Genomic DNA, 23,608 nt, shown 5'->3' on the forward strand with positions numbered 1-23,608 from the left:
CTCAATACCTTAGTAACGGAAGCGGTTATTGCGCTGATAAGTCGGCAGTTTTGGTGATTTAATCGCCCGTATCGCCCACACCACCGCAATGGCCAGTAATAACCACGGCAGCAGCTTGATGGTCAGGGCAAACAGTCCGCCGATAAACATCACCACCGTCGCCACGACGAGCGCAACGAGAATGCCAAGCAGCGAAACGCCCGTGGCTAACAGCATGACAAAAAAGCCAATGACAAAAAGTAGTTCCAGCATGGTGCTCTCCCACGAGTTCCCGAGTAATACAGTTTGTATTACAAGAATCATGCCAAAACTAAATCATTGTTCTTAAAGAAAAACGCCCCGCAATGATATGCAGGGCGTGGTGAATTTGACGATCTTTTAGCGAAAATTATCGCTTATCTGCGACCAGTCGCAGCGCATGTTCCAGCACCTCGATATCCGCACCGGCTTTATGTGCGTTCTCACTGAGGTAACGACGCCACTGCCGCGCCCCCGGTATGCCCTGGAACAGGCCCAACATATGGCGGGTAATGTGGCCGAGATACGTGCCGTTGCTCAGCTCGCGCTCAATGTAAGGATACATGGCGCGCACGACGGCAACCGGATCGGTATCGGCGCCGTCAACGCCAAAGATTTCACGGTCGACCGTCGCCAGAATGCCCGGGTTCTGATACGCCTCGCGTCCGACCATCACGCCGTCCATATGTTCAAGGTGCGCTTTGGCTTCTTCAAGCGACTTAATACCGCCGTTGATCGACATCGTCAGATGCGGGAAATCACGTTTAAGCTGATATACGCGCGGATAGTCCAGCGGTGGGATCTCACGGTTCTCTTTCGGGCTCAGGCCGGAGAGCCAGGCTTTACGGGCGTGGATGATAAACATCTCGCATTCGCCTTTGCCGGACACCGTGTTGATGAAATCGCACAGGAATTCGTAGCTGTCCTGGTCGTCAATGCCGATACGGGTTTTGACCGTCACGGGAATGGAGACCACATCACGCATCGCCTTGATACAGTCGGCAACCAGCTGCGCGTTCCCCATCAGACACGCACCGAACATACCGTTTTGCACACGGTCTGAAGGACAGCCAACGTTGAGGTTAATCTCGTCATAGCCGCGCGCTTCCGCCAGCTTCGCACACTGCGCCAGCGCGGCCGGATCGCTGCCACCCAGCTGCAAGGCAACCGGATGCTCTTCTTCACTGTATGCGAGATAGTCGCCCTTGCCGTGAATGATTGCACCAGTGGTCACCATTTCGGTGTACAGCAGCGTATGGTGGGAGAGCTGACGCAGGAAGAAGCGGCAGTGTCTGTCCGTCCAGTCGAGCATTGGCGCAATGGAGAAACGGTGTGCTGGGAAAGCGGTCTGGTATTCTGACAACATGGCGAAGTTTTAAGCATCTGGTGGAAAAGGGGCGCTACTATAGCACAAAGAAAAGCCGGAGGCGCAGCGCCTCCGGTGCACTTTAGAACGTCATGCTTAGCTGTGCCCCTGCGCCCCAGGTTTCGTCTTCACCGTAGAGGCCCATCAGGTCAACATGCACGGTGTTGAACGGCGCGAAGCCGACACCACCGGTAAAGACGTTGCTGTCGTTACCCTTCACGTCAGCGCGATAACCTGCGCGTACCGCCAGCCAGCTCAGCGGGGTTACTTCAGCACCTACCCCAACATACTGCGACGTATCTTCGCTCTTGAAACCTTTGGTTTCGGTCAGATCGCCATCAGCGGTCAGCGTAACAAGATCGTTGTGCCAGGCGGCGCCCGCGGTGACCAGCGGACGGATCTGGTAGGTGTCTTTATAGCTCACCACTTCTCCCGTACGCCCATTGCGGATGCGGATATCCTTGCTGTCGATATCGCGTGACATCAGGTTTTGCCCGCTCAGGCCGACCGTCCAGTTTTCGCCAAAATCAGCGGCAATACCAGCATCAACGTTAAAGCCCGTATCGTCTGTACGGTAGCGGCTATCGTTCCACTTATTACTGTCGTAATCGTAGATGGAAGTGGTGTAGTTATAGATCCAGGTTTTTTGCAGTTTTGGCGTGACGCCAACGGAAACCGGGATGCCCCCGAGATCGAACTGACGGGCAACCGCAATACCGTAGTCGGACACAATCGCCGCCCGGCCAGACGCCGTTGAGTTGAGGTTTTTGGTAATCTGATCCGTGCCATTCAGCGCTGCATCCAGGGCAACACCGGCAGCAACCACATCGCTTCGTTGAATACTGCGCAGATAATCAATATCTTGCTGGTCGATAGATGAGCTAACCCGACCATGAGCATAACCTTTGGCCATAAAGGCCACGGAAAGCACATCGTTAGGGATACTCACGGCAAGTCCTGCCCCTGCCGTTGCACGTGCAGTTTTACCCTTGAGATAGTCCAGTTCATCGGCAAGATCTTTGGCCGCGCCCTGGAACTGGTTGATCGAACCTAACGGATTGGTGATGACTTCAATAGGCGTAAGGTTATCAACCACATCCTTATAGTGATTGATTTTGTCGTTGATGGTATCAATCTCATCCTGAAGATTGTCTTCATCCGTCACCTGCACCCCAACGGATGGCAAAATGACCGTCACATCATCGTCCGGTTTTGCCTTTGCCAGCAGCGCGGGGTTGATTAACGCTCCGCTGCCATAACTGCCAGCGGCTACGCCCGTCCCGCCCATGGCGTCGCTACGTGATTCTGTCCAGGTATTGGCTGCTCCCGCCTGATTTGCCATAAACAGGGAAACAGCAATGCTAACCACCGAAAATTTAAAATGTTTTTTCACAGTATGCCCGTAATAGTTTGTTATTAGATAACCCCTGTCTGTTATCACCCAAACAGGAACGAACTATTGCTGTGAATAAGAAGCAAAAGACCCGCTATTTCTTTCCCTAAGTGAAATTCCCTTACGGCCTGTTGTAATTTGTGACGGCCTTCAATATTTATAGAAGAGGAAATTATTTTTTCACAGGTTTTCCATCATGCGGGCCAAAAAACTGCGGAGGATGGTCAACCCAGCGATCCTCCCGCGTGGCGGCATAGACCGGATTGAGCGGATAGTAGATGCGGTTGTGCTTCTTGTTAGCCTCGCCCACCACCAGTAACCGAACCTCTTCATCCGTGTTGTTGATAAAGGTATGGCAGACGCCGGTTCCGGCAGGAAATCCCACGCTGTCGCCGGGTTCAAGTTTCCACAAATAGCCATTAATCCAGGCTTCAGGATAGCCCTCAAGCACGTAGATAAACTCTTCTTCGTCACTCTCTGCATGGGGATAGGATGTCCGACGCCCGGGCAATAAACGCTCATGATGAATGCCGATACGTCGGAGGCCAAGGCTGCGGGCCAGCGGTGCACCGATAGAAAAGAGCTCATTACTGTCGGGGTAGGTGGCGTCATCCGGTCCTTCTATGTCGCGCCAGTGCTTAATACAGTCTGGTTTTTTCATAATGATATTCCCGATTTGCGATGCGTCAGGTATAGCACAGCCTGACGGATATCGGTGTTTTTACCAGAACATGATAAAGTGAGGGTTTTACGTCCCAGAACATCCGAGGTGCTCAATGGATAAGTCCACAAAAGAGCTGTTAGCACAGGCCGAAAAGCTGTGCGCGCAACGCAATGTGCGCCTGACTCCGCAGCGCCTTGAAGTCTTACGTCTGATGAGCCTGCAACAGGGTGCCATCAGCGCCTATGACCTGCTCGACCTGCTCCGCGAAAGCGAGCCGCAGGCTAAACCGCCGACAGTGTATCGCGCACTGGATTTCCTGCTGGAACAAGGATTTGTTCATAAAGTGGAATCCACAAACAGCTATGTACTGTGCCATCTTTTCGATCAGCCCACCCACACGTCGGCCATGTTTATCTGCGACCGTTGTGGCGTAGTGAAAGAAGAAGCTGCGGAAGGCGTGGAAGACATTATGCATACGCTGGCGGCAAGAATGGGGTTTGCCCTGCGTCATAATGTGATTGAAGCACACGGGCTGTGTTCAGCGTGTGTCGAGGTGGAAGCGTGTCGACATCAGGATGAGTGTCAGCATGACCACTCTATTCTGGTGAAAAAAAAGCCGCGTTAGCAGCAAAAGAAAAGGCGGCCTGAAGCCGCCCCAGTAGGTTATTCAGCGTTACCAGCGGTAATCGTTGCGGGTTTCCCAGTCTTTGACTTCGTTTTCCGCCTGATCTTTCGCGTAGCCGTAACGTTCCTGAATTTTACCGACAAGCTGATCGCGCTTACCTTCAATGACGGTCATATCGTCATCCGTCAGCTTACCCCACTGTTCTTTCGCTTTACCTTTGAACTGCTTCCAGTTGCCGCCGATTTCGTCTTTATTCATCATCGTGTCCTCTTAGTTAAGCGTCGGGTCGTAACGTCCGTTACGTTCTTTTCTGCTGGACGTGATAATTATTGTAGTTAAGGATTCGGCGGTTGATTTCATATTCGGAATCTTTAACCATCACGATATATCGTGACGCGAAGGAAACCAGGTATTGTTTTGCCAGTGGCGGCGCCATATAAAAGCCAGCGACAAGCCACGCAGAGAGAGAAAGACCGCAAGCGCCAACCACAAACCGTGATTCCCCAGCCAGGGAAGCGTCAGCAGCGTCAGGCCAAATCCCGCCGCCGCAACGGCCATACTGTTACGCATTTCCGCCCCGCGCGTCGCACCAATAAACATGCCGTCCAGCAGATAACACCAGACACCCACCACCGGTAAGATGACTTGCCAGATGAGATAGTGGCTCGCCAGTTCGCGCAGCGCAGGAAGAGAGGTCAGTAAGGCAACAATCTGTTCGCCGAAGCAGGCATAGACCACGGCAAACACCAGCGCTACCAGTCCTGACTGACGGCAGGCTGCCCGCCAGACATCATGAAGCTGCCCGCTTTCACGCGCGCCATACGCCTGCCCCGAATGTGCTTCAACCGCGTAGGCAAAGCCGTCCAGCGCATAGGCGGTAAACGTCAGCAGCGTCATCAATACCGCGTTGACCGCGACGATTTCAGGCCCCAGCCGTGCACCGAAGACCGTCAGCGCGCCGAAGCAGAGTTGCAGAAGCAGCGAGCGCAGCATGATGTCACGGTTAAGCGCCAGCAGCTTACGGATATTGCCGCGCCATGCGGTTTTCAGCAGCGCGAGGGAGATCCCGCGCATCGCCAGCACGCGCCAGACCATCCACAGCCCCATCACAAAGGTCCCGTATTCAGCAATCGCCGTCGCCAGAGCCGCGCCCCGCACGTTCATATGGAGGCCCATCACCAGCCAGAGATCCAGCACGATGTTGAGCAGGTTTCCCACGACCAGCAGAATCACTGGCGCACGAGCATACTGAACGCCCAGTAACCAACCCAGCAGAACCAGATTTGCCAGCGAAGCGGGCGCACTGAGCCAGCGGATTTCGAGAAAACGTCGCGCCTGCTCCAGTACCGCCTCACTGCCGCCAACGATATGGAGCGCAAGGTCAATCAGGGGATCGCGGAGTAAAACGATTAACGCGCCCGCGCCCAACGCAAGAATCAGCGGCTGCACCAGCGCCCGCGCCAGGCGTAACGGATCTTTTGCACCATACGCCTGTGCCGTGAGTCCGGTGGTGCTCATGCGCAAAAAGAGCAGCAGCATAAAGAGGAAGCTGGTTGCCGTCGCGCCAATCGCCACGCCGCCAAGATAGACAGGGGAATCGAGATGCCCAATAACGGCCGTGTCGACCAGACCCAGCAAGGGCACGGTGATATTGGAGAAAATCATCGGCAGTGCAAGACGCCACAATGCCTTATCGGATGCCGTCAGCAGTGACATGAGAAACACCGGGAGTGGTCAATAAGGCAGGCTACAGCGGAACCGTAGCCTGTCAGGAAGAGATTACAGCCATTCACCGTTGCGAATCACACCGACCGCCAGACCTTCGATAGAGAAGCTCTGTTCGCGGAGATCGACCACAATGGGAGAGAACTCGCTGTTTTCGGGCAGCAACTGAACGGTGTTACCCTGCTTTTTCAGACGCTTAACGGTCACTTCGTCATCAATGCGCGCGACCACCACCTGGCCGTTACGCACATCCTGCGTTTTGTGTACCGCCAGCAGATCGCCGTCGAGAATGCCGATATCTTTCATCGACATGCCGCTTACGCGCAGCAGAAAATCTGCGCTCGGCTTGAACATACCAGGATCAACCTGGTAGTGGCCTTCGATATGCTGCTGCGCCAGCAGCGGCTCACCCGCAGCAACACGGCCTATCAGCGGAATGCCCGTCTCTTCTTCCACCAGCAGGCGGATACCGCGTGACGCGCCTGAAACAATTTCAATCACGCCCTTACGTGCCAGCGCTTTCAGGTGTTCTTCGGCAGCATTCGGAGAACGGAAGCCCAGACGCTGAGCGATTTCCGCACGCGTGGGTGGCATACCCGTCTGGCCGATATGATCCCGAATGAGATCAAACACCTCTTGCTGCCTGGTCGTTAATGCTTTCATTCCGCCCCCTGGGTGTATATACAGTTATGCTGTGAGTATATACAGTCAAAGGTGAATTTGGAACCAAAAACTGCACAAAAAACCAGGGACTTAATTATTCCTCGAGGCTCATCGGAAATGTGACCAAAGCAGCGTGACCCAGGTAATGACTGCAGTGATAATCGCCAGCAGCACAGCGGCAGAACCCATGTCTTTCGCGCGACCGGAGAGCTCGTGGAACTCTGAGCCAATACGGTCAACAACGGCCTCAATAGCGCTATTGAGAATTTCCACTATCATCACCAGAAGCACGGAACCGATGAGAAGTACGCGGGTAATAGCATCGACATCAAGGAAACAGGCGATGATGACCGCGATGATAGCGGCGACACCTTCCTGACGAAAGGCGGCTTCGTTGATCCACGCGGCACGGAAACCTTTCCATGAATAGCCGGCGGCTTTGATGATACGCGTTAACCCAGTGGTATTATTGGCCATTAAAAGAACCTTTTATGAAAAAAAGCGTCAGTAACAGGAACTGTAGCGCGTTTCGCTACAGCCTGAAGTATGACGGGTAACAACAGAAATTTTGCGCGCTTTCTGTTATCCTTGCGCCGCAATTGCATTATTAACCAGAGGCTTTACATCGTTTATGTCCGGCTGGCCACGAATTTACTACAAATTACTTAATTTACCATTAAGCATCCTGGTAAAAAGCAAGTCTATCCCAGCAGAACCCGCGCTGGAATTGGGGCTCGATACGTCGCGTCCTATTATGTACGTTTTGCCTTATAACTCGAAGGCAGACTTACTGACCCTTCGCGCCCAATGTCTGGCGCATGACTTACCTGACCCGCTTGAACCGCTGGAAGTCGACGGCACGTTGCTGCCGCGCTACGTGTTCATTCATGGCGGGCCGCGTGTGTTTACCTATTACACGCCAAAAGAAGAGTCCATTAAGCTGTTCCACGACTATCTCGACCTGCACCGCAGCAATCCCGATCTGGATGTGCAGATGGTGCCGGTATCGGTGATGTTTGGCCGCCGTCCGGGCCGTGAAAAAGGCGAAGAGAATCCGCCGCTGCGTATGCTTAACGGCATCCAGAAGTTCTTCGCGGTCTCCTGGCTGGGACGCGACAGCTTTGTGCGCTTCTCCCCTTCCGTTTCACTGCGCCGAATGGCAGATGAGCACGGTACCGACAAGATCATCGCGCAGAAGCTGGCGCGCGTAGCACGTATGCACTTCGCCCGTCAGCGCCTCGCGGCCGTCGGGCCACGACTCCCGGCGCGTCAGGACCTGTTCAACAAACTATTGGCCTCCAAAGCGATAGCCCGCGCCGTTGAAGACGAAGCGCGTAGCAAGAAGATTTCGCATGAGAAAGCCCAGCAGAACGCCATTGCGCTGATGGAAGAGATTGCCGCGAACTTTTCTTACGAGATGATTCGCCTTTCCGATCGTATTCTCGGCTTTACCTGGAACCGCCTGTATCAGGGCATCAACGTTCATAACGCCGAGCGTGTACGCCAGCTGGCGCATGATGGCCATGAAATTGTCTATGTCCCCTGCCACCGCAGCCACATGGACTACCTGCTTCTCTCCTACGTGCTCTATCACCAGGGGCTGGTACCACCGCACATCGCGGCCGGTATTAACCTGAATTTCTGGCCAGCGGGCCCGATCTTCCGCCGCCTGGGCGCCTTCTTTATCCGTCGTACCTTCAAGGGCAATAAGCTCTACTCCACCGTGTTCCGCGAGTATCTGGGCGAACTGTTCAGCCGCGGCTATTCCGTGGAGTACTTCGTGGAGGGTGGTCGCTCCCGTACCGGACGTCTGCTTGATCCGAAGACCGGCACGCTGTCGATGACCATTCAGGCGATGCTGCGCGGCGGAACCCGTCCGATCACGCTGGTGCCTATCTACATTGGTTATGAGCACGTCATGGAAGTGGGTACGTATGCCAAAGAACTGCGTGGCGCAACCAAAGAGAAAGAGAGCCTGCCGCAGATGTTGCGCGGCCTGAGCAAGTTACGCAACCTGGGTCAGGGCTACGTGAACTTTGGCGAGCCAATGCCGCTGATGACGTACCTGAATCATCACGTTCCGGAGTGGCGCGAATCCATCGATCCTATCGAAGCGGTTCGTCCTGCCTGGCTGACGCCAACGGTTAACGGCATTGCATCCGAGCTGATGGTGCGTATTAACAACGCGGGGGCGGCTAACGCCATGAACCTGTGCTGTACCGCGCTACTGGCTTCTCGTCAGCGCTCCCTGACCCGTGAACAGCTCACGGAGCAGCTGGACTGCTACCTGGACATGATGCGCAACGTGCCTTACTCGGTTGATTCAACGGTTCCTGCGGCTACCGCCAGCGAGCTCATCGATCACGCGTTGCAGATGAACAAGTTTGAAGTCGAGAAGGACACGATCGGCGACATCATCATTCTGCCGCGCGAACAGGCCGTGTTGATGACGTACTATCGCAACAACATCGCGCATATGCTGATGCTGCCGTCGCTGATGGCGGCCATCATTACCCAGCATCGCCACATTTCACGTCAGGAGCTATTGCGTCACGTTGATACGCTCTATCCGATGCTGAAAGCGGAGCTGTTCCTGCGCTGGAGCAAAGATGAGCTGGCCGTTGAGCTGGATAAACTGACGGAAGAACTTCGTCGTCAGGGGCTGATCACCGTTGCCAACGATGAGCTGCATATCAATCCGTCACGCTCCCGAACCCTGCAGCTGCTGGCGGCCGGCGCGCGCGAAACGCTGCAGCGCTACGCCATTACGTTCTGGCTGCTGAGTGCGAACCCGTCGATCAACCGCGGTACGCTGGAGAAAGAGAGCCGGACGCTGGCACAGCGCCTGTCTGTGCTGCACGGCATTAACGCACCAGAATTCTTCGACAAAGCGGTCTTCAGTTCCCTCGTGCTGACGCTGCGTGATGAAGGCTTCATCAGTGATACGGGCGATGCCGAGCCAGAAGAGACGCTGAAGGTTTACCAGATGCTGGCAGAGCTGATTACGTCAGATGTGCGCTTGACGATTGAGAGCGCGACGCAGGGCGAGTGATGTAAAAAAGCCGGGTGGTGGTTTCACCTTTCCCGGCCTGATGTTCTCCATAAGATGAAAAGATTAAGGCCCGGTCAGCGTTAACGCTACCGGGCTTTATTTTTGAGCCGGGTTAAATCACCGCATTCAGCTCAGCAACGTAAAGGCAATCATCCCGACAATCGCACCCGTCGTACCGAGGATGGTTTCCATCAGCGTCCAGGTTTTCAGGGTTTGCGCTTCGGTGGCGCCGGTAAATTTACCGAACAGCCAGAAGCCAGCGTCGTTAACGTGAGAGACCACAATTGAACCGCCCGCGATACAGATAGACAGCGCTGCCATCTGCGCACCGGAGTAGTTCAGCTGTTCAATCACCGGCATTACCAGACCCACGGCGGTTAAACACGCCACGGTGGCGGAACCCTGGATAATACGCACAGCCGCCGCCAGCACGAAGCAGGTTACCGCAATCGGCAGGCCCATTCCGGTCAGCGCTTCACCCAGAGCCGGGCCCACGCCAGAATCCACCAGCACCTGCTTGAACACGCCACCGGCACCAATCACCAGCAGGATAATACCCGCAGGCTGCAGCGCGGCACCGCAGATCTCCATCACGCGGTCTTTCGGCATTCCCTGACGCATCGCCAGGCCGTAAATAGCCACCAGACACGCCACCAGGATCGCCGTAAACGGGTGACCAATGAACTCAAACCATTCGTAGGCGGTAGAGCCCACCGGCACAAAACGCGCTGCGATGGTTTTCAGACCCACGAGGACCAGCGGGAGCAGGATCAGTGACAGACTGAAGCCAAAGGACGGCATTTTGCCTTCGCCCAGATGCGGCTCGGTGATGTCATCCGGAATGTGCAGCTCAACGTAACGGCTAATGAAGTTGCCCCACAGCGGGCCGGCAATGATCATTCCCGGGATCGCGGCGCACAGGCCAATCAGGATCATCCAGCCAAAGTCAGCGTGCATCTGGGAGGCCAGCAGCATCGGCGCGGGCCCAGGCAACAGAAACGCTGCCGCTGCCGCCACGCCCGCAAACAGCGGAATGACCAGCTTCACGAGGTTGGTACCGGTATGACGCGCCATAGAGAATGCCACGCTAATCAGCAGCACAACCGCCACCTCGAAGAACAGCGGCAGCGCGCAAATCAGACCCGCCAGACCAATCGCATAGTGCGCGCGGCTGTGGCCGAAGGATTTCAGCATCTTGACGGCAATCTGATCGACCGCGCCCGTCTCATGTAAAATCTTGCCAAACATCGCGCCCAGCGCGACCACTATCGCCAGGAAGCCGAGCGTACCTCCCATCCCTTTTTCCATCGTCGCAGCGATCTTGTCGAGCGGCATACCGGAAAAGAGACCTGCACCAATAGAAACCACCATCAAAGCAACGAAGGCGTGCATACGCGCCTTCATCACTAAAAACAGCAGCAGCAATACCGAACCCACTGCTGTCAAAACTAGCGTTAATGTACTCAAAACTTACTGCCTTTTATTAATGACCTCGATGGTGCTGGCTACAACACCCTCCAGTGACTGATCGATATCAACCACTAAGACGTCTTTCTCATCTTCACCCGGCTCCTGGAGCGCGTCGAACTGCGTCACCAGCATCTGGGTTTTGAAGAAGTGACCTTTACGTGCCTTCAGTCGGCTTTCAATCACCTCGAAATCGCCTTTCAGGTAGATGAAAGAGAGGTTCGGGTTGCCGTCGCGCAGCAGATCGCGGTAGGTTTTTTTCAGCGCGGAGCAGACGATCAGCGAAACTTTGTTGGTACGCTGCATGGCGAATGCGGCGTCGTTCAGCGCCTGCAGCCACGGTTTGCGATCGTCGTCGTTCAGCGGCTCGCCGGAGGCCATTTTCATGATGTTGCTGCGCGGATGGAGGAAGTCACCATCAAGAAACGCAGCCTGGAGTTGATGCGCCACTTCGCTCGCCACGGCAGATTTACCGCTACCGGACACGCCCATCAGGACGTAAACGTGGTGATCATGATTAGTCGTGCTCAAAGGGTGTCCCTCAGTCAATTGTTACGGGTAACAGTTATCGGTAACATTGTCCTGCCGGGGCAAAAGAGAAGCAATATCCAAACGTGCGCGAAGTGAATAAGTGTGAGCTAGTTCAAATTTGTCAGCTCAAATAGATCCACCCGGTGACAAGGTGAAACCTAAATCTAACATCTTAGGCGTAACCGTCTCGCCACGAATGCGCGCCAGCAGGCGTTCTGCGCCAATGCGGCCCATACGTTCACGCGGTGTCAGCACGCTCGCCAGACGCGGCTCCATCACCTGGCCGATGTCATGGCCGTGGAAACCCGCAATCGCCATATCTTCCGGGATCTTCAGCCCCAGACGCTGGCATTCGAACGCTGCACCGACCGCAAGGTCATCGTTGGTACAGAAAATACCGTCCAGTTGCGGATACTCGCGTCGCGCCTGACGCATCAGCTCAATACCCGACGTATAGGAAGAGGACTGCTCAACCATTACGCTGTACGGGGTTAAGTTCGCGTCGAGCATCGCCTGCTCGTATCCCTTCTGTTTGATGATAGTACGTTCATCAAGACGCGCGCCCAGATAGGCGATATGACGATGTCCCCGGGCGATGATGGCCGCCGTCATCTGACGTGCCGCTTCGAAGTTATCAAAACCCACGGCGATGTCGAGGCACGGCGACTGGCTGTCCATCAGCTCCACCACCGGAATACCCGCCACTTCAATCATTTTGAGCGTGCGGGCGGTGTGCGTACGTTCGGTTAAAATCAGGCCGTCGATGTTCCAGGAAAGCATGGATTCAAGACGTTCTTCTTCCAGCTCCGGCTTGTACCCGTAGTGGGCGAGCATGGTCTGGTAACCAAACGCATCGGTGACGCTTTCAATGCCGCGAAGCACCTCGGCGAAAACCTGGTTGGTTAAGGAAGGCAGGAGGACACCCACCGCACGGCTGGTCGCATTGGAGAGAATATCGGGGGCGCGGTTGGGGATATAACCCAGTTCATCAAGGGCTGCGGCAATCTTGCCACGCAACGCCACGGAAACCTGTTCCGGGTTACGTAAAAAGCGGCTGACCGTCATTTTGGTCACACCGACGCGATCGGCGACATCCTGAAGTACGGGGCGTTTCTTTTTCATCGTCCTGAGAAATCTTGAAGTGAGAGATTTGCTCAGTTTATCACGGACAAAGCTCAACCTTCCCCGTTTAAAGGGAAGGTTGAGAAATTATTTAGACCGGCGGCAGGTCAAACAGCAGGATTTCACTTTCGCTGTCGGCATGCACGGAGAGTGCCTGTTCATCCCAGATCGCCAGACCATCGGCAGTGGTGGCTTTGGTGCCGTTGATGGACACCTCACCTTTCACTACCTGGATCCAGACGCGGCGGTTAGCGGCAATCTGATGCACAGACTGTTCATCTTTCGCCAGCGCCCAGCGGTACAGCTCCATATCCTGATGCACTTTCAGGGAACCTTCACGCGCATCCGGGGACAGCACCAGCTGTTTGCCCTGTTTGGCGTCGAAGCGGCGCTGCTCATAGCGCGGCGTGATGCCGGTCTCTTCTGGAATGATCCAGATTTGATACAGGTGCAGTTTTTCCGTTTTACTCGGGTTGTACTCGGAATGACGCACCCCGGTACCCGCGCTCATGATCTGGAACTCGCCCGCCGGAACCTGCTCTTTGTTGCCCATGCTGTCCTGGTGCTCAACCGCCCCTTCCAGCACATAGGTCAGGATTTCCATGTCTTTGTGCGGGTGGGTACCGAAGCCCTGACCTGCATCAATCACGTCGTCGTTAATGACGCGCAGTGCAGAGAAGCCCATGAAGTTCGGGTCGTAGTAGTCGGCAAACGAGAATGAATGCCATGAGTCCAGCCAGCCATGATTCGCGTGACCACGTTCGTTTGCTTTGCGTAAATAGATCATTGTTTTCACCCTCAGTTCGTTTCGATGGAGTAAGTGTGGACGCAAACAGCCTGGGATCATAGAGGGTGAAAATTGACTCCTCTGTTCAAAAATTGTGAACAAGCGCAGAGGAGCCGTTTTTGCTTATTTCGCGAGGGTGATCGTGGCAGGAGAAGCCTGTTCGAACGCCCGCTCGAGCAGTTCGAGGTTGGTAAGAACGTCAGATTCCTTGACGTAATTGGGTGCCCCGCGGGTCAGCGTTTCAAACAGCGCATCGTAGACGCGACCATAGTCGCCGGTTTCCGGCTTCAGCGCTTCTTTGACCGTTACGCCTTCGTCGTTGACATATTCCAGTACGCCCACGGAATCATCCGCCGCAAAGCCCGGTTCACCCGGCATAATGTTGGCCTTCAGACTCGTCTCCTGCTGGTCGATACCGTACTTGATGAACGAGCCACGGGTGCCGTGAACGATAAATTTCGGATAGTCGATTTTCACCAAATGGCTGGTTTTGACGATGGCTTTCAGGTCACCGTAAAACAGCTGCGCTTCAAAGGTATCGTCCGGGTTGGCTTTATTGCGCAGACTGCGAATGTCATACGCAGCGTGGTCCGGCCGGCCAAACAGGGAGATGACCTGGTCCATGGTGTGCACGCCAAGCCCGTAGAAAGAGCCATCCTGAGGCAGCCCGGGTTGGGTTTCCGCTACCGGACGGTAGTAATCAAAGTGACTTTCGATTTCCACAATGTCACCGAGCTTACCGCTTTCAATCGCTTTTTTCGCCGTCAGGAAACAGCTGTCAAAGCGACGATTCTGGTACGGCGTCACGGTTAGCCCTTTGCTTTTTGCCAGCGCGAACAGCGCTTTCGCTTCGGCAAGGGTTGGGGTGAACGGTTTTTCCACCAGCACGTTTTTGCCCGCTTCCAGCGCGCGTTTCGCATAGTCAAAATGGCTGTCGGCGTGGGTGCAGACAATCACCAGCTTGACCTGCGGGTCGTTAAGCACCTCATCGAGATCGCTGGTGAAATGAATATGGGAGTACTGCGGGAGTTGCTCTTCCGGCTTCGCGCGGCGGCGGAAAATGTGCGCGACGTGCCAGCTGTCTTTACGGTTGAGAACATACGGCAGGTGATAGCGGGTCGTACTTTTACCAAATCCAATAAATGCGCAATGTAGTGTCATGGCTCAGTCCTTTTGGAAGGTTATTGAGTCTAACCATAACAAAAAAAAAGCCAGCTAAAAGCTGGCTAAAGTAATACTGGAAGCAATGTGAGCAATGTCGTGCTTTCAGGTTCCCGTAGGGGTCTTCCTGAATGCAGAGCAATAATAATCATTCTCATTCGCACTTGTCCAATACTTTTTGCAAAAAATAGCGGTTGACTCAAATTTTAAAGTCATTGATGTTGAGAGGGACATTTAACTGACTGAGGAACAAGGGATGAGTGAGATTGTGATACGCCACGCGGAACCGAAAGATTATGACGCCATTCGTCAGATCCACGCCCAGCCGGAGGTGTACCACAACACGCTACAGGTTCCTCACCCTTCGCTGGAAATGTGGCAGATGCGGCTAGGCGACCAGCCCGGTATTAAGCAACTGGTTGCCTGTATTGACGATATCGTGGTTGGGCACCTCACCATTGATGTTGCCCAGCGCCCGCGCCGCAGCCACGTGGCCGATTTTGGTATCTGCGTAGGCGCACAGTGGCACAACCGCGGCGTCGCCAGCGCGCTGATCCGCACCATGATCGACATGTGCGACAACTGGCTGCGCGTCGACCGCATCGAATTAACGGTGTTTGTGGATAACGAGCCGGCAATAGCCGTGTACAAAAAACACGGATTCGAGATTGAAGGTACTGGCAAGCGCTACGCCCTGCGCAACGGTGAGTATGTGGATGCGTATTATATGGCGAGAATGAAGTAGTTTGTTGCCGGGTGGAGGCTTCGCCTTACCCGGCCTACATTCGTGCCGTTGTAGGCCCGGTAAGCGCAGCGCCACCGGGCAACAAAATCAGTACCCCGCTGTTAAATCATCCACCGAGCGCGGGTCCGACGCCCCAAACAGCGCGCCGTCCGGCCCGACCATAATGCTCTGGGTGCTGCCCATCGCCTCTTTTACCGCCACCTTCTGTCCACGTTGCTCCAGCAGTTTGATGGTGTCCGGGCTAAAGCCCTTCTCAACGCGCAGTTCATCCGGCAGCCACTGGTGATGAAAACGCGGCGCGTTGGTCGCTTCGGCGACATTCATCCCAAAATCGATACTGTTGACCACCATCTGCAATACCGTAGTGATAATCCGGCTTCCGCCAGGACTGCCGGTGACCAGCCAGGTTTTACCGTCTTTCACCACGATAGTGGGTGACATGGATGACAGCGGTCGCTTCTTCGGCCCAACCGCATTCGCATCGCCGCCGACCAGACCGTAAACGTTCGGCACGCCCGGCTTGGCAGAGAAGTCATCCATCTCGTTGTTAAGCAGAATGCCGCTGTTGCCCGCCACAATCCCGGTACCAAAGGTCGTGTTGAGCGTATAGGTCACCGCCACCGCGTTACCGTCTTTATCCACCACCGAGAAGTGGGTGGTCTGGTTGCTTTCATACGGTGCCAGCTTGCCGGGGCGGATCTCGCTGGACGGTTTAGCCTTGTTGATGTCGATCTCATCAGCAATGGATTTGGCATATGCCTTGTTGGTCAACGCCTGCCACGGCACCTTCACGAAGTCCGGGTCACCGAGGTATTCCGAGCGGTCGGCGTAGGCGCGTTTTTCGGCCTCCGCCATTACCTGCATCGCATCCGCGCTGCCGAAGCCGAACTTATGCATATCGAAGTTTTCAAGAATATTGAGGATCTGCACGATGTGGATCCCGCCGGAGGACGGCGGTGGCATCGAGAAGACTTCGTAGCCGCGATAGGTTCCGCTAATTGGCTCACGCTCTACCGCCTTGTACTCGGCCAGGTCCGCTTTGGTGATGAGCCCGCCGTTTTTCTTCATCTCTTCAGCAATCTGGTCAGCAATCGCCCCTTTGTAGAACGCGTCCGGACCGTTTTCAGCTATCAGCTCAAGGCTTTTGGCGAGGTTCTTCTGCACCAGCCTATCGCCCTTCTTCAACGGCTCGCCGTCTTTCCAGAAGATGGCTTTACTGTTTTCGTGATTGGGAATCACTTCACTGCCGTAGGTTTTGAGATCGTCCGCCAGAGCGTCATTCACCACAAAGCCGTCCCGGGCCAGTTTAATGGCTGGCTGCACCACTTTGTTCAGCGGCATGGTGCCGTATTTCTCCAGCGCCAGCGAGAAGCCCGCCACGGTGCCCGGCGTGCCGCTTGCGAGATGGGAAGTCAGGGATTTTTTACTGTCCGGGTTCCCCTGGTCGTCGAGGAACATATCGCGGGACGCCTGAGCAGGCGCCATTTCGCGGAAGTCGATGGCGGTCGTTTTGCCGTCTTTGGTGCGCAGCATCATAAAGCCGCCGCCACCCAGATTCCCCGCCTGCGGGTGCGTTACCGCCAGTGCATATCCCACCGCGACCGCCGCATCTACCGCGTTACCGCCCTGTTTGAGAATGTCGACGCCCACATGGGTTGCCAGCGCATCCACGGACGCCACCATACCGTGGGTTGCCCGCACGGGATGAAAAACATCTTCCTCCACGCCATACGATACTGGCGGAGCCGCTGGCGGGTTGGCCGCCACGCTAAATGTCCCGCCTGCCATCAGCGCGGCGATGGCGACCCAGCGCAAAAACGTTGGTTTCATCATTATTGTTCTCCAGGTGAAGGGATCCATATTCCCCGCTTAAGCCTGGTTCACAACTCCTAAAAAATCATCGTCATGGTGAAATCAGGGTAAACTTAAGAGAGACCTCAACAGGAGGAAATGACAATGAAACGCTTACTGATTCTTGCGGCGCTGATTCCGTTTGCCGCGCTCGCACAGCCACTTAACACCATGAACAACCCGAACCAGCAGGGTTATGTCATCCCGAGCCAGCAGCGTATGCAGACGGAGATGATGAGCCAGCAGCAACAGCAAAAAGGGATGCTGAACCAGCAGTTGAAAACACAGACCCAGATGCAGCAGCAGAGCCTGCAAAATCAGATGAACGCCAACACCCAACGCGTGCAGCAGGGACAGGTGCGTGAGCAGCCGCTGCCGAATAAAAACGGTGGGATGTTAGGTGGGATGACGTCGTCAGGCAGCGGACAGCAGCATATGCTGCCGTCGCAGTCGAATGGCAGTATGCTTAACCCGCAGAACTAAAGTTCGGGCCGATCAGGTTTATGGCATCGGTACAGATGATGTCCACGCCCCAGCGCAGCAGTTCGGCTGCACGCTGGGGTTTATTCACGGTATAAACCAGAATATGCAGACCCGCGTCTTTGAGCATCTTCACCCGCGCCTCGTCCAGCAGCCTGTGATTGAGATGGATAGAGACACAGCCTAAGCGGGTCGTCAGCTCGCGCCAGTCCTCACGCCACTCGTCCAGCAGCAGCCCACGCGGGAGTTCAGGCACGGCAGCCTGGGCCGCTTCCAGGGCGTCAATTTCAAACGAGGAGAGCAGCGGCGCCGTCATCCCTTCCCATAGCTCACGCGCGGCCAGCGCAATGACTTTACCCGTCAGCGTCCCGGTGCCGGTGGTCGGTTTGATTTCAATGTTTGCCATCATGCCGTGCTGACGACAGCGGTCCGCCACCTCCGCCAGCAGCGGCAGCGGTTCGCCTTTGAATTCACCGCTGTACCAGCTTCCGGCATCCACTTTCAGCAGATCGCGCCACGGCAGTTCACCCGCCACGCCCCAGCCGTTGCTGGTGCGTTCGAGGTTGTCGTCATGCAGCAGGAAAATCTCGCCGTCCTTCGACAGCTTGGCGTCAAACTCGATCATCGTGTGACCGTAGCGCGCGCCAACATCAATCGCCGCCAGGGTATTTTCCGGCGCCAGTTTACCGCCGCCACGGTGGGCGACGATGTGGGGATAAGGCCAGTTGCTCATACTCGTTGTCCTGTTTCACCATCAAAGAGGTGCAGATGATTTTCCGGCAGGTGCAGCCACAGCGTGCTGCCTGCTTTCGGGCGCTCCTGATGTGCCAGACGCACCACCATTTTTTGCTCGCCCCAGCGCCCGTGCGCCAGGTTATCTGCCCCCAACATCTCCAGCGTGTCCATCACCAGCGGCACGCCGCCGTCCGCCTGAGAGGTTAAACCGATATGCTCGGGGCGGATCCCGAGCGTCATCTTACGCCCGGCGTAGCCACGATAGTACCAGTTGATCGGTAATGCCATCCCGCTTTCCAGCTCAAAGTGCGTGCCTGCATTGCTGATACGCCCTTCCAGCAAATTCATTGCCGGGCTGCCGATAAAGCTCGCCACAAAGCGGGTGGCCGGTTTCTCGTAAACGTCCACCGGCGTACCAATCTGCTCGGCGATGCCTTTGTTCATCACCATCACGCGCTGGGCAAGGGTCATAGCTTCGACCTGATCGTGGGTCACGTACAGGGAGGTGGTTTTCAGACGGCGATGGAGCTGTTGCAGCTCAAGACGCATCTGCACGCGCAGCTTGGCATCCAGGTTGGAGAGCGGTTCATCGAACAGGAATACCGCCGGGTCGCGCACGATGGCGCGCCCCATCGCCACGCGCTGGCGCTGACCACCGGAGAGCTCGCGCGGGCGGCGCTTGAGCAGGCCGTCCAGCTCCAGAATGCGTGCCGCTTCTTTGACGCGCTCGTCGATATGGCCTTTGCCCATGCCGCGGATTTTCAGCCCCCACGCCATGTTCTCTTCCACGCTCATGTGCGGATAGAGGGCGTAGTTCTGAAACACCATCGCAATACCGCGATCCTTCGGTTCCATCTCGGTGACGCGCTGGCGGTCAATCCAGATATCGCCCGAGGTCACGCGCTCCAGCCCCGCCACCATGCGCAGCAGGGTGGATTTGCCGCAGCCGGACGGGCCAACCATCACGATAAATTCCCCGTCCGCTACGTCGAGCGTCAGCGGCTGAATGACCTGGGTTTTGCCGTCCCAGCTTTTGGTTACTGCCTGAAGTTTTAAACCTGCCATCTTATTTCTCGCTATCGACCAGGCCGCGGACAAACGCGCGCTGCATGGCTAAAACAATGACTACGGGTGGGATAAGGGTGAGCAGCATCGCCGCCATCACCTGGTTCCAGAGGGTGGTGCCTTCGCCGGTGGCAATCATGCCTTTGATGCCCGCGACGGCGGTGCCGAGGTTGACGTCCTGAATAATCAGCAGCGGCCACAGGTACTGGTTCCAGCCGTAGATAAAGGTGATCACAAACAGCGCCGCAAGATTGGTTTTCGACAGCGGCAGCACGATATCGCGGAAGAAGCGCATCGGTGACGCGCCGTCGATACGCGCGGCTTCAATGAGCTCGTCCGGCAGGGTCATAAAGAACTGGCGGAACAGGAAGGTGGCGGTCGCCGAGGCCATCAGCGGCAGGGTTAAGCCCGCATAGCTGTCGAGCATCTTCAGGTTGGCGATCACTTCCACCGTCGGGAAGATACGCACTTCCACCGGCAGCATCAGGGTGATAAAGATCATCCAGAAGAAGAGGTTGCGCAGCGGAAAACGGAACCAGACGATGGCGAAGGCGGAGAGCATCGACACCGTGATTTTGCCGACGGTGATGCCGAACGCCATGATGAAGCTGTTGAGCATCATCAGCCAGAACGGCGCGCTGTTCGCGCCCACGCCCTGGGTCCAGATGGTCTTCATGTTCTCAAACAAATGCGAACCTGGGATCAGCGTCATCGGCGTGTCGAACACCGCTTTGGTGTCCAGCGTGGCGGCGACAAACGCCACGTACAGCGGAAACAGGATGACGATGATCCCTAAAATCAGCATGGTATGGCTGAAAATCGTCAGCCCGCGACGGTTCTCAATCATTGGTAGCGCACCTTACTTTCAACATAGCGGAACTGCACCACCGTGAGGATGATGACGAGGAACATCAGCACCACCGACTGCGCGGCGGAGGCCGAGAGATCAAGCCCCGCAAAGCCTTCGCGGTAGATCTTATAGATAAGCGTCGTGGTCGCCTGCACCGGGCCGCCCGCGGTCGCCGCGTCGATCACCGGGAAAGTGTCGAAGAAGGCGTACACAAGGTTAACCACCAGCAGGAAGAAGCTCACCGGGGCGATCAGCGGCAGCGATAATCTGAAGAAGCGGCGAACCGGCCCTGCGCCGTCAATCGCCGCGGCTTCCACCAGCGAACGCGGGATGGACTGCAGTGCGGCAAAGAAGAACAGGAAGTTATAGCTGATCTGCTTCCACACCGAGGCGAACACCACCAGGAACATCGCCTGACCGCTGTTCTGGGCGTGGTTCCAGTCGTAACCCAATTCGGCCAGGAAATGGGTAATCAGCCCGCGCCCCGGGTTAAACAGGAAGATCCACAGTACGGCGGCGACGGCAGGCGCGACGGCGTAAGGCAGCAGCATCAGGGTCTGATACAGGCGGCTGCCGCGCACCACGTAATCCACCAGCGCGGCAAAGAACAGCGAAGCGACCAGACCGCTGACGGTGACCAGCGCGCTGAATTTCATCGTCGTCCAGAAGGAGTCCAGATAGTAGCTGTCGTGGAACAGCGCGGTGAAGTTGTCCAGGCCAACAAACTGGCTGGACAGCCCGAACGGGTCGACGCTTTGTACCGAGTACCACAGCGCTTCGCCCGCAGGCCAGATAAAGAAGATAACGGTGATGACCAGCTGCGGCGCGACCAGAAGATAGGGCAGCCAGCGGGAACGGAACACCGGACGGGATGATGACATAGGTTAGCTCTGTAGGTATTCACCCCTCACCCCGACCCTCTCCCCAAAGGGGCGAGGGAGAAAAGACGGCTCCGTGCAGTCCCCTCTCCCCTATGGGGAGAGGGTTAGGGTGAGGGGCAGGTTTTAATTACGATTTGGTCGACTGCTCAAAACGGCGCAGCAGCTGATTCCCGCGTTCTACCGCTGAATCCAGCGCCTGTTGAGGCGTTTTCTTCCCGGTCCACACGCTTTCCAGCTCTTCATCCACGATGGTGCGGATCTGCGGCATGTTGCCCAGACGCAGACCTTTGGTGAACGGCAACGGCGGCTTGTTCAGCATCTGACGCGTCGCGATGTCCGCGCCCGGGTTTTTGCTGTAGAAGCCCTGCTCGCGGGTCAGGTCATAGGTGGCTTTGGTGATCGGCAGGTAGCCGGTTTTCTGGTGCCACTCAGCGGCAATCTCTGGCTTCGCCAGGAAGTCGAGGAACTCGGCCACGCCTTTGTAGGTGCCCTTGTCTTTGCCCTGCATCACCCACAGGCTGGCCCCGCCGATGATGGCGTTCTGCGGCGCGCCCTTCACGTCAGCGTCGTACGGCATCATGCCCACGCCGTAGTTGAATTTGGCGTAGTGACGGATATCTGCCAGCGAACCGGAAGACGCGGTGGTAATAGCGCAGTCACCGTTGTAGAACTTTTCAGTGGATTCGTCTTTACGGCCGAAGTAGCTGAAATCGCCCTTTTTGTTGAGCGCTTCCAGCAGCGCAATGTGCTTCACCTGCTCCGGCTTGTTGAACTCCAGTACCGCGTCGGTGCCGTCGAAGCCGTTGTTTTTGGTGGCAACAGGCAGGCCGTGCCAGGCGCTGAAGTTTTCAATCTGGATCCAGCCCTGCCAGCCGCTGGCGTAGCCGCACTTCATCCCTGCAGCTTTCAGCTTCGCGGTATAGTCGGCCAGATCCTGCCAGGTTTTTGGCGGCTGCTCCGGATCTAAACCGGCTTTCCTGAAGGCGTCTTTGTTGTAGTACAGGACCGGCGTGGAGCTGTTAAACGGCTGAGACAGCAGGTGACCGGTTTTGGAATCGGTGTAGTAGCCCGCCACGGTTGGCACGAACTGCGACTCGTCGAAGTTGATGCCCGCCTCTTTGAAGACTTCATAGACCGGCTTGATGGCTTTGGAGGCCATCATGGTCGCGGTACCCACTTCATAAACCTGTAACAGTGCAGGGGCGTTACCGGTACGGAAGGCGGCGATGCCCGCGCTCAGGCTCTGCTCGTAATTGCCTTTGTACACCGGCACAATTTTGTAATCCGGGTGGGTGTCGTTGAAACGCTGCGCCAGGGAGTCAACTTCTTTACCCAACTCCCCTTCCATGGAATGCCAGAATGGAATGGTGGTGACAGCCATTGCGTTCGTCGCAAAAGCCAGACCCAGTGCCAGACCCAAAGCTGTGTGTCGTAACGATGTCATTGTCATCTCTCTTATTGTGCCGGATGCGCGATATCACGCGTTTTATGCTCGCGAGGTAACATGACATGCTCGAATGACAGAAAAATAACTGTTTGTTTACAGATAAGTGACAGCAAAGCGTCAGGGGGATGATGGTTGTGTGAAGGGTGTTGGGGGGTTGGGTGATTGAGTGCGGTCTGATGCCCTCACCCCGGCCCTCTCCCACAGGGAGAGGGAGAAAGGCATGTAGGCCCGGTAAGCGTAAGCGCCACCGGGCAACACAGACGGCTTAGCCTCCGAGGTACGCGCTCCGCACCGCTTCGTTCGCCAGCAGCGCATCGCCGGTATCTTCAAGCACCACGCGGCCGTTTTCCAGCACGTAGCCACGGTCGGCGAGCTTCAGCGCCTGGTTGGCGTTCTGCTCGACGAGGAAGATAGTCATCCCCTCTTTACGCAGCTGCTCGATGGTGTCGAAAATCTGCTGGATGATGATCGGCGCCAGACCGAGCGACGGTTCGTCCAGCAGCAGCAGGCGTGGCTGGCTCATCAGCGCGCGGCCAATCGCCAGCATCTGCTGCTCACCGCCGGACATGGTGCCCGCACGCTGAATACGGCGCTCCCACAGGCGCGGGAAGAGTTCGTATACCCACTTGATGCGGGTCTGGTATTCATCGCGGTGAGCGAAGAAGCCGCCCATCGCCAGGTTCTCTTCCACCGTCATGCGCGAGAAGACGCGACGCCCTTCCGGAACAATCGCCACCGCTTCACGCATGATTTTTGCAGTCTGCCAGTCGGTAATGTCTTTGCCATCAAACACAATCCGCCCGCTGGTAGCCCGCGGGTCGCCGCACAGGGTACCGAGCAGCGTGGTTTTGCCCGCGCCGTTGGCGCCAATCAGGGTGACGATTTCACCCTGATTGATGTGCAGACTGACGTCGTGCAGCGCCTGGATCTTGCCGTAGTGCGCATTGACCTTGTCGAACGTTAACATCGCTTTTTCCATC

At 56.1% G+C, this 23,608-nt stretch carries 24 protein-coding genes; 4 read left to right on the plus strand and 20 right to left on the minus strand.

The window, feature by feature from the left end:
• Nucleotides 1-9: 9 nt before the first annotated feature.
• The 4 genes from pspG to ACOTYN_RS12650 form a co-directional block, all read right to left on the minus strand.
• Nucleotides 10-252 (minus strand): envelope stress response protein PspG, encoded by a 243-nt coding sequence (pspG, locus tag ACOTYN_RS12635; RefSeq protein ID WP_071922693.1) that lies wholly within the window; start codon nucleotides 250-252, stop codon nucleotides 10-12.
• Between the two features lie 136 nt (nucleotides 253-388).
• Complete coding sequence (gene dusA, locus ACOTYN_RS12640; protein WP_063944083.1) at nucleotides 389-1,384, minus strand: tRNA dihydrouridine(20/20a) synthase DusA; 996 nt, start codon at nucleotides 1,382-1,384, stop codon at nucleotides 389-391.
• 82 nt (nucleotides 1,385-1,466) lie between these two features.
• Entirely contained in the window at nucleotides 1,467-2,726 is a 1,260-nt protein-coding gene (gene traF / locus ACOTYN_RS12645; protein ID WP_176602214.1) for a conjugal transfer protein TraF, read from the minus strand.
• A gap of 223 nt (nucleotides 2,727-2,949) precedes the next feature.
• Nucleotides 2,950-3,438, minus strand: a complete 489-nt coding sequence (locus ACOTYN_RS12650; protein ID WP_014882141.1) for a cupin domain-containing protein — start codon at nucleotides 3,436-3,438, stop codon at nucleotides 2,950-2,952.
• Nucleotides 3,439-3,553: 115 nt separating this feature from the next.
• Here ACOTYN_RS12650 and zur point away from each other — a divergent pair, with 115 nt between their 5' ends.
• Complete coding sequence (zur, locus tag ACOTYN_RS12655) at nucleotides 3,554-4,066, plus strand: zinc uptake transcriptional repressor Zur (protein WP_014882140.1); 513 nt, start codon at nucleotides 3,554-3,556, stop codon at nucleotides 4,064-4,066.
• A 48-nt stretch (nucleotides 4,067-4,114) separates the two neighbouring features.
• Here the strand turns inward: zur and ACOTYN_RS12660 are convergent, their stop codons facing one another.
• From ACOTYN_RS12660 to ACOTYN_RS12675, 4 genes are all read right to left on the minus strand, one after another.
• Nucleotides 4,115-4,324, minus strand: coding sequence for a CsbD family protein (locus tag ACOTYN_RS12660; RefSeq protein WP_014882139.1), 210 nt, complete (start codon nucleotides 4,322-4,324; stop codon nucleotides 4,115-4,117).
• A gap of 120 nt (nucleotides 4,325-4,444) precedes the next feature.
• A complete protein-coding gene (gene dinF, locus ACOTYN_RS12665) occupies nucleotides 4,445-5,782 on the minus strand; it encodes an MATE family efflux transporter DinF (RefSeq protein ID WP_014882138.1) in 1,338 nt (445 codons plus the stop codon).
• A 63-nt stretch (nucleotides 5,783-5,845) separates the two neighbouring features.
• Nucleotides 5,846-6,454 carry a transcriptional repressor LexA gene (lexA, locus tag ACOTYN_RS12670; protein WP_014882137.1) on the minus strand — a complete coding sequence of 203 codons (609 nt, stop codon included), beginning with the start codon at nucleotides 6,452-6,454 and terminating at the stop codon, nucleotides 5,846-5,848.
• Nucleotides 6,455-6,562: 108 nt separating this feature from the next.
• Nucleotides 6,563-6,931: a diacylglycerol kinase gene (locus ACOTYN_RS12675; protein WP_014882136.1), complete on the minus strand. Its 369-nt coding sequence runs from the start codon at nucleotides 6,929-6,931 to the stop codon at nucleotides 6,563-6,565.
• Between the two features lie 154 nt (nucleotides 6,932-7,085).
• Between ACOTYN_RS12675 and plsB the strand changes: the two genes are divergently transcribed.
• A complete protein-coding gene (gene plsB, locus ACOTYN_RS12680) occupies nucleotides 7,086-9,506 on the plus strand; it encodes a glycerol-3-phosphate 1-O-acyltransferase PlsB (RefSeq protein ID WP_014882135.1) in 2,421 nt (806 codons plus the stop codon).
• 126 nt (nucleotides 9,507-9,632) lie between these two features.
• Here plsB and gntU read toward each other — a convergent pair whose 3' ends face one another.
• The 5 genes from gntU to ACOTYN_RS12705 all read right to left on the minus strand — a co-directional run bounded on the left by gntU (nucleotide 9,633) and on the right by ACOTYN_RS12705 (nucleotide 14,574).
• Complete coding sequence (gntU, locus tag ACOTYN_RS12685) at nucleotides 9,633-10,973, minus strand: gluconate transporter (RefSeq protein ID WP_014833577.1); 1,341 nt, start codon at nucleotides 10,971-10,973, stop codon at nucleotides 9,633-9,635.
• 3 nt (nucleotides 10,974-10,976) lie between these two features.
• A complete protein-coding gene (gntK, locus tag ACOTYN_RS12690) occupies nucleotides 10,977-11,504 on the minus strand; it encodes a gluconokinase (protein ID WP_014882134.1) in 528 nt (175 codons plus the stop codon).
• A 126-nt stretch (nucleotides 11,505-11,630) separates the two neighbouring features.
• Nucleotides 11,631-12,626: a gluconate operon transcriptional repressor GntR gene (gntR, locus tag ACOTYN_RS12695; protein ID WP_014882133.1), complete on the minus strand. Its 996-nt coding sequence runs from the start codon at nucleotides 12,624-12,626 to the stop codon at nucleotides 11,631-11,633.
• 91 nt (nucleotides 12,627-12,717) lie between these two features.
• Nucleotides 12,718-13,413, minus strand: a complete 696-nt coding sequence (locus tag ACOTYN_RS12700; protein ID WP_000639796.1) for a pirin family protein — start codon at nucleotides 13,411-13,413, stop codon at nucleotides 12,718-12,720.
• A gap of 123 nt (nucleotides 13,414-13,536) precedes the next feature.
• Nucleotides 13,537-14,574, minus strand: a complete 1,038-nt coding sequence (locus ACOTYN_RS12705) for an oxidoreductase (protein WP_071922694.1) — start codon at nucleotides 14,572-14,574, stop codon at nucleotides 13,537-13,539.
• Between the two features lie 256 nt (nucleotides 14,575-14,830).
• Between ACOTYN_RS12705 and yhhY the strand changes: the two genes are divergently transcribed.
• The gene (gene yhhY, locus ACOTYN_RS12710) at nucleotides 14,831-15,319 is read left to right on the plus strand and encodes an N-acetyltransferase (RefSeq protein WP_014882131.1); all 489 of its coding nucleotides are present in this window, start codon (nucleotides 14,831-14,833) and stop codon (nucleotides 15,317-15,319) included.
• 87 nt (nucleotides 15,320-15,406) lie between these two features.
• Here yhhY and ggt read toward each other — a convergent pair whose 3' ends face one another.
• On the minus strand, nucleotides 15,407-17,152 hold the full coding sequence (ggt, locus tag ACOTYN_RS12715) for a gamma-glutamyltransferase (RefSeq protein ID WP_176261101.1): 1,746 nt from the start codon (nucleotides 17,150-17,152) through the stop codon (nucleotides 15,407-15,409).
• A 123-nt stretch (nucleotides 17,153-17,275) separates the two neighbouring features.
• Between ggt and ACOTYN_RS12720 the strand changes: the two genes are divergently transcribed.
• Nucleotides 17,276-17,653: a DUF2756 family protein gene (locus tag ACOTYN_RS12720; RefSeq protein WP_023331795.1), complete on the plus strand. Its 378-nt coding sequence runs from the start codon at nucleotides 17,276-17,278 to the stop codon at nucleotides 17,651-17,653.
• On the opposite strand, the gene ugpQ is transcribed toward ACOTYN_RS12720, so the two are convergent.
• From ugpQ to livF, 6 genes are all read right to left on the minus strand, one after another.
• The gene (ugpQ, locus tag ACOTYN_RS12725; protein ID WP_069601621.1) at nucleotides 17,637-18,383 is read right to left on the minus strand and encodes a glycerophosphodiester phosphodiesterase; all 747 of its coding nucleotides are present in this window, start codon (nucleotides 18,381-18,383) and stop codon (nucleotides 17,637-17,639) included. The two genes, ACOTYN_RS12720 and ugpQ, sit on opposite strands and share 17 nt — an antisense overlap.
• Complete coding sequence (locus ACOTYN_RS12730) at nucleotides 18,380-19,450, minus strand: sn-glycerol-3-phosphate import ATP-binding protein UgpC (RefSeq protein ID WP_014882127.1); 1,071 nt, start codon at nucleotides 19,448-19,450, stop codon at nucleotides 18,380-18,382. The genes ugpQ and ACOTYN_RS12730 overlap by 4 nt, the downstream gene beginning before the upstream one ends.
• Before the next feature lies 1 nt (nucleotide 19,451).
• Nucleotides 19,452-20,297 carry a sn-glycerol-3-phosphate ABC transporter permease UgpE gene (ugpE, locus tag ACOTYN_RS12735; protein ID WP_063434509.1) on the minus strand — a complete coding sequence of 282 codons (846 nt, stop codon included), beginning with the start codon at nucleotides 20,295-20,297 and terminating at the stop codon, nucleotides 19,452-19,454.
• On the minus strand, nucleotides 20,294-21,181 hold the full coding sequence (gene ugpA, locus ACOTYN_RS12740) for a sn-glycerol-3-phosphate ABC transporter permease UgpA (RefSeq protein WP_023331792.1): 888 nt from the start codon (nucleotides 21,179-21,181) through the stop codon (nucleotides 20,294-20,296). The genes ugpE and ugpA overlap by 4 nt, the downstream gene beginning before the upstream one ends.
• A 127-nt stretch (nucleotides 21,182-21,308) precedes the next feature.
• The gene (gene ugpB / locus ACOTYN_RS12745) at nucleotides 21,309-22,625 is read right to left on the minus strand and encodes a sn-glycerol-3-phosphate ABC transporter substrate-binding protein UgpB (protein WP_332957876.1); all 1,317 of its coding nucleotides are present in this window, start codon (nucleotides 22,623-22,625) and stop codon (nucleotides 21,309-21,311) included.
• A gap of 268 nt (nucleotides 22,626-22,893) precedes the next feature.
• Nucleotides 22,894-23,607: a high-affinity branched-chain amino acid ABC transporter ATP-binding protein LivF gene (gene livF, locus ACOTYN_RS12750; protein ID WP_006812273.1), complete on the minus strand. Its 714-nt coding sequence runs from the start codon at nucleotides 23,605-23,607 to the stop codon at nucleotides 22,894-22,896.
• Nucleotide 23,608: the final 1 nt, after the last annotated feature.

Source organism: Enterobacter cloacae complex sp. IR5458 (assembly GCF_049238025.1).
Classification (GTDB): domain Bacteria; phylum Pseudomonadota; class Gammaproteobacteria; order Enterobacterales; family Enterobacteriaceae; genus Enterobacter; species Enterobacter kobei.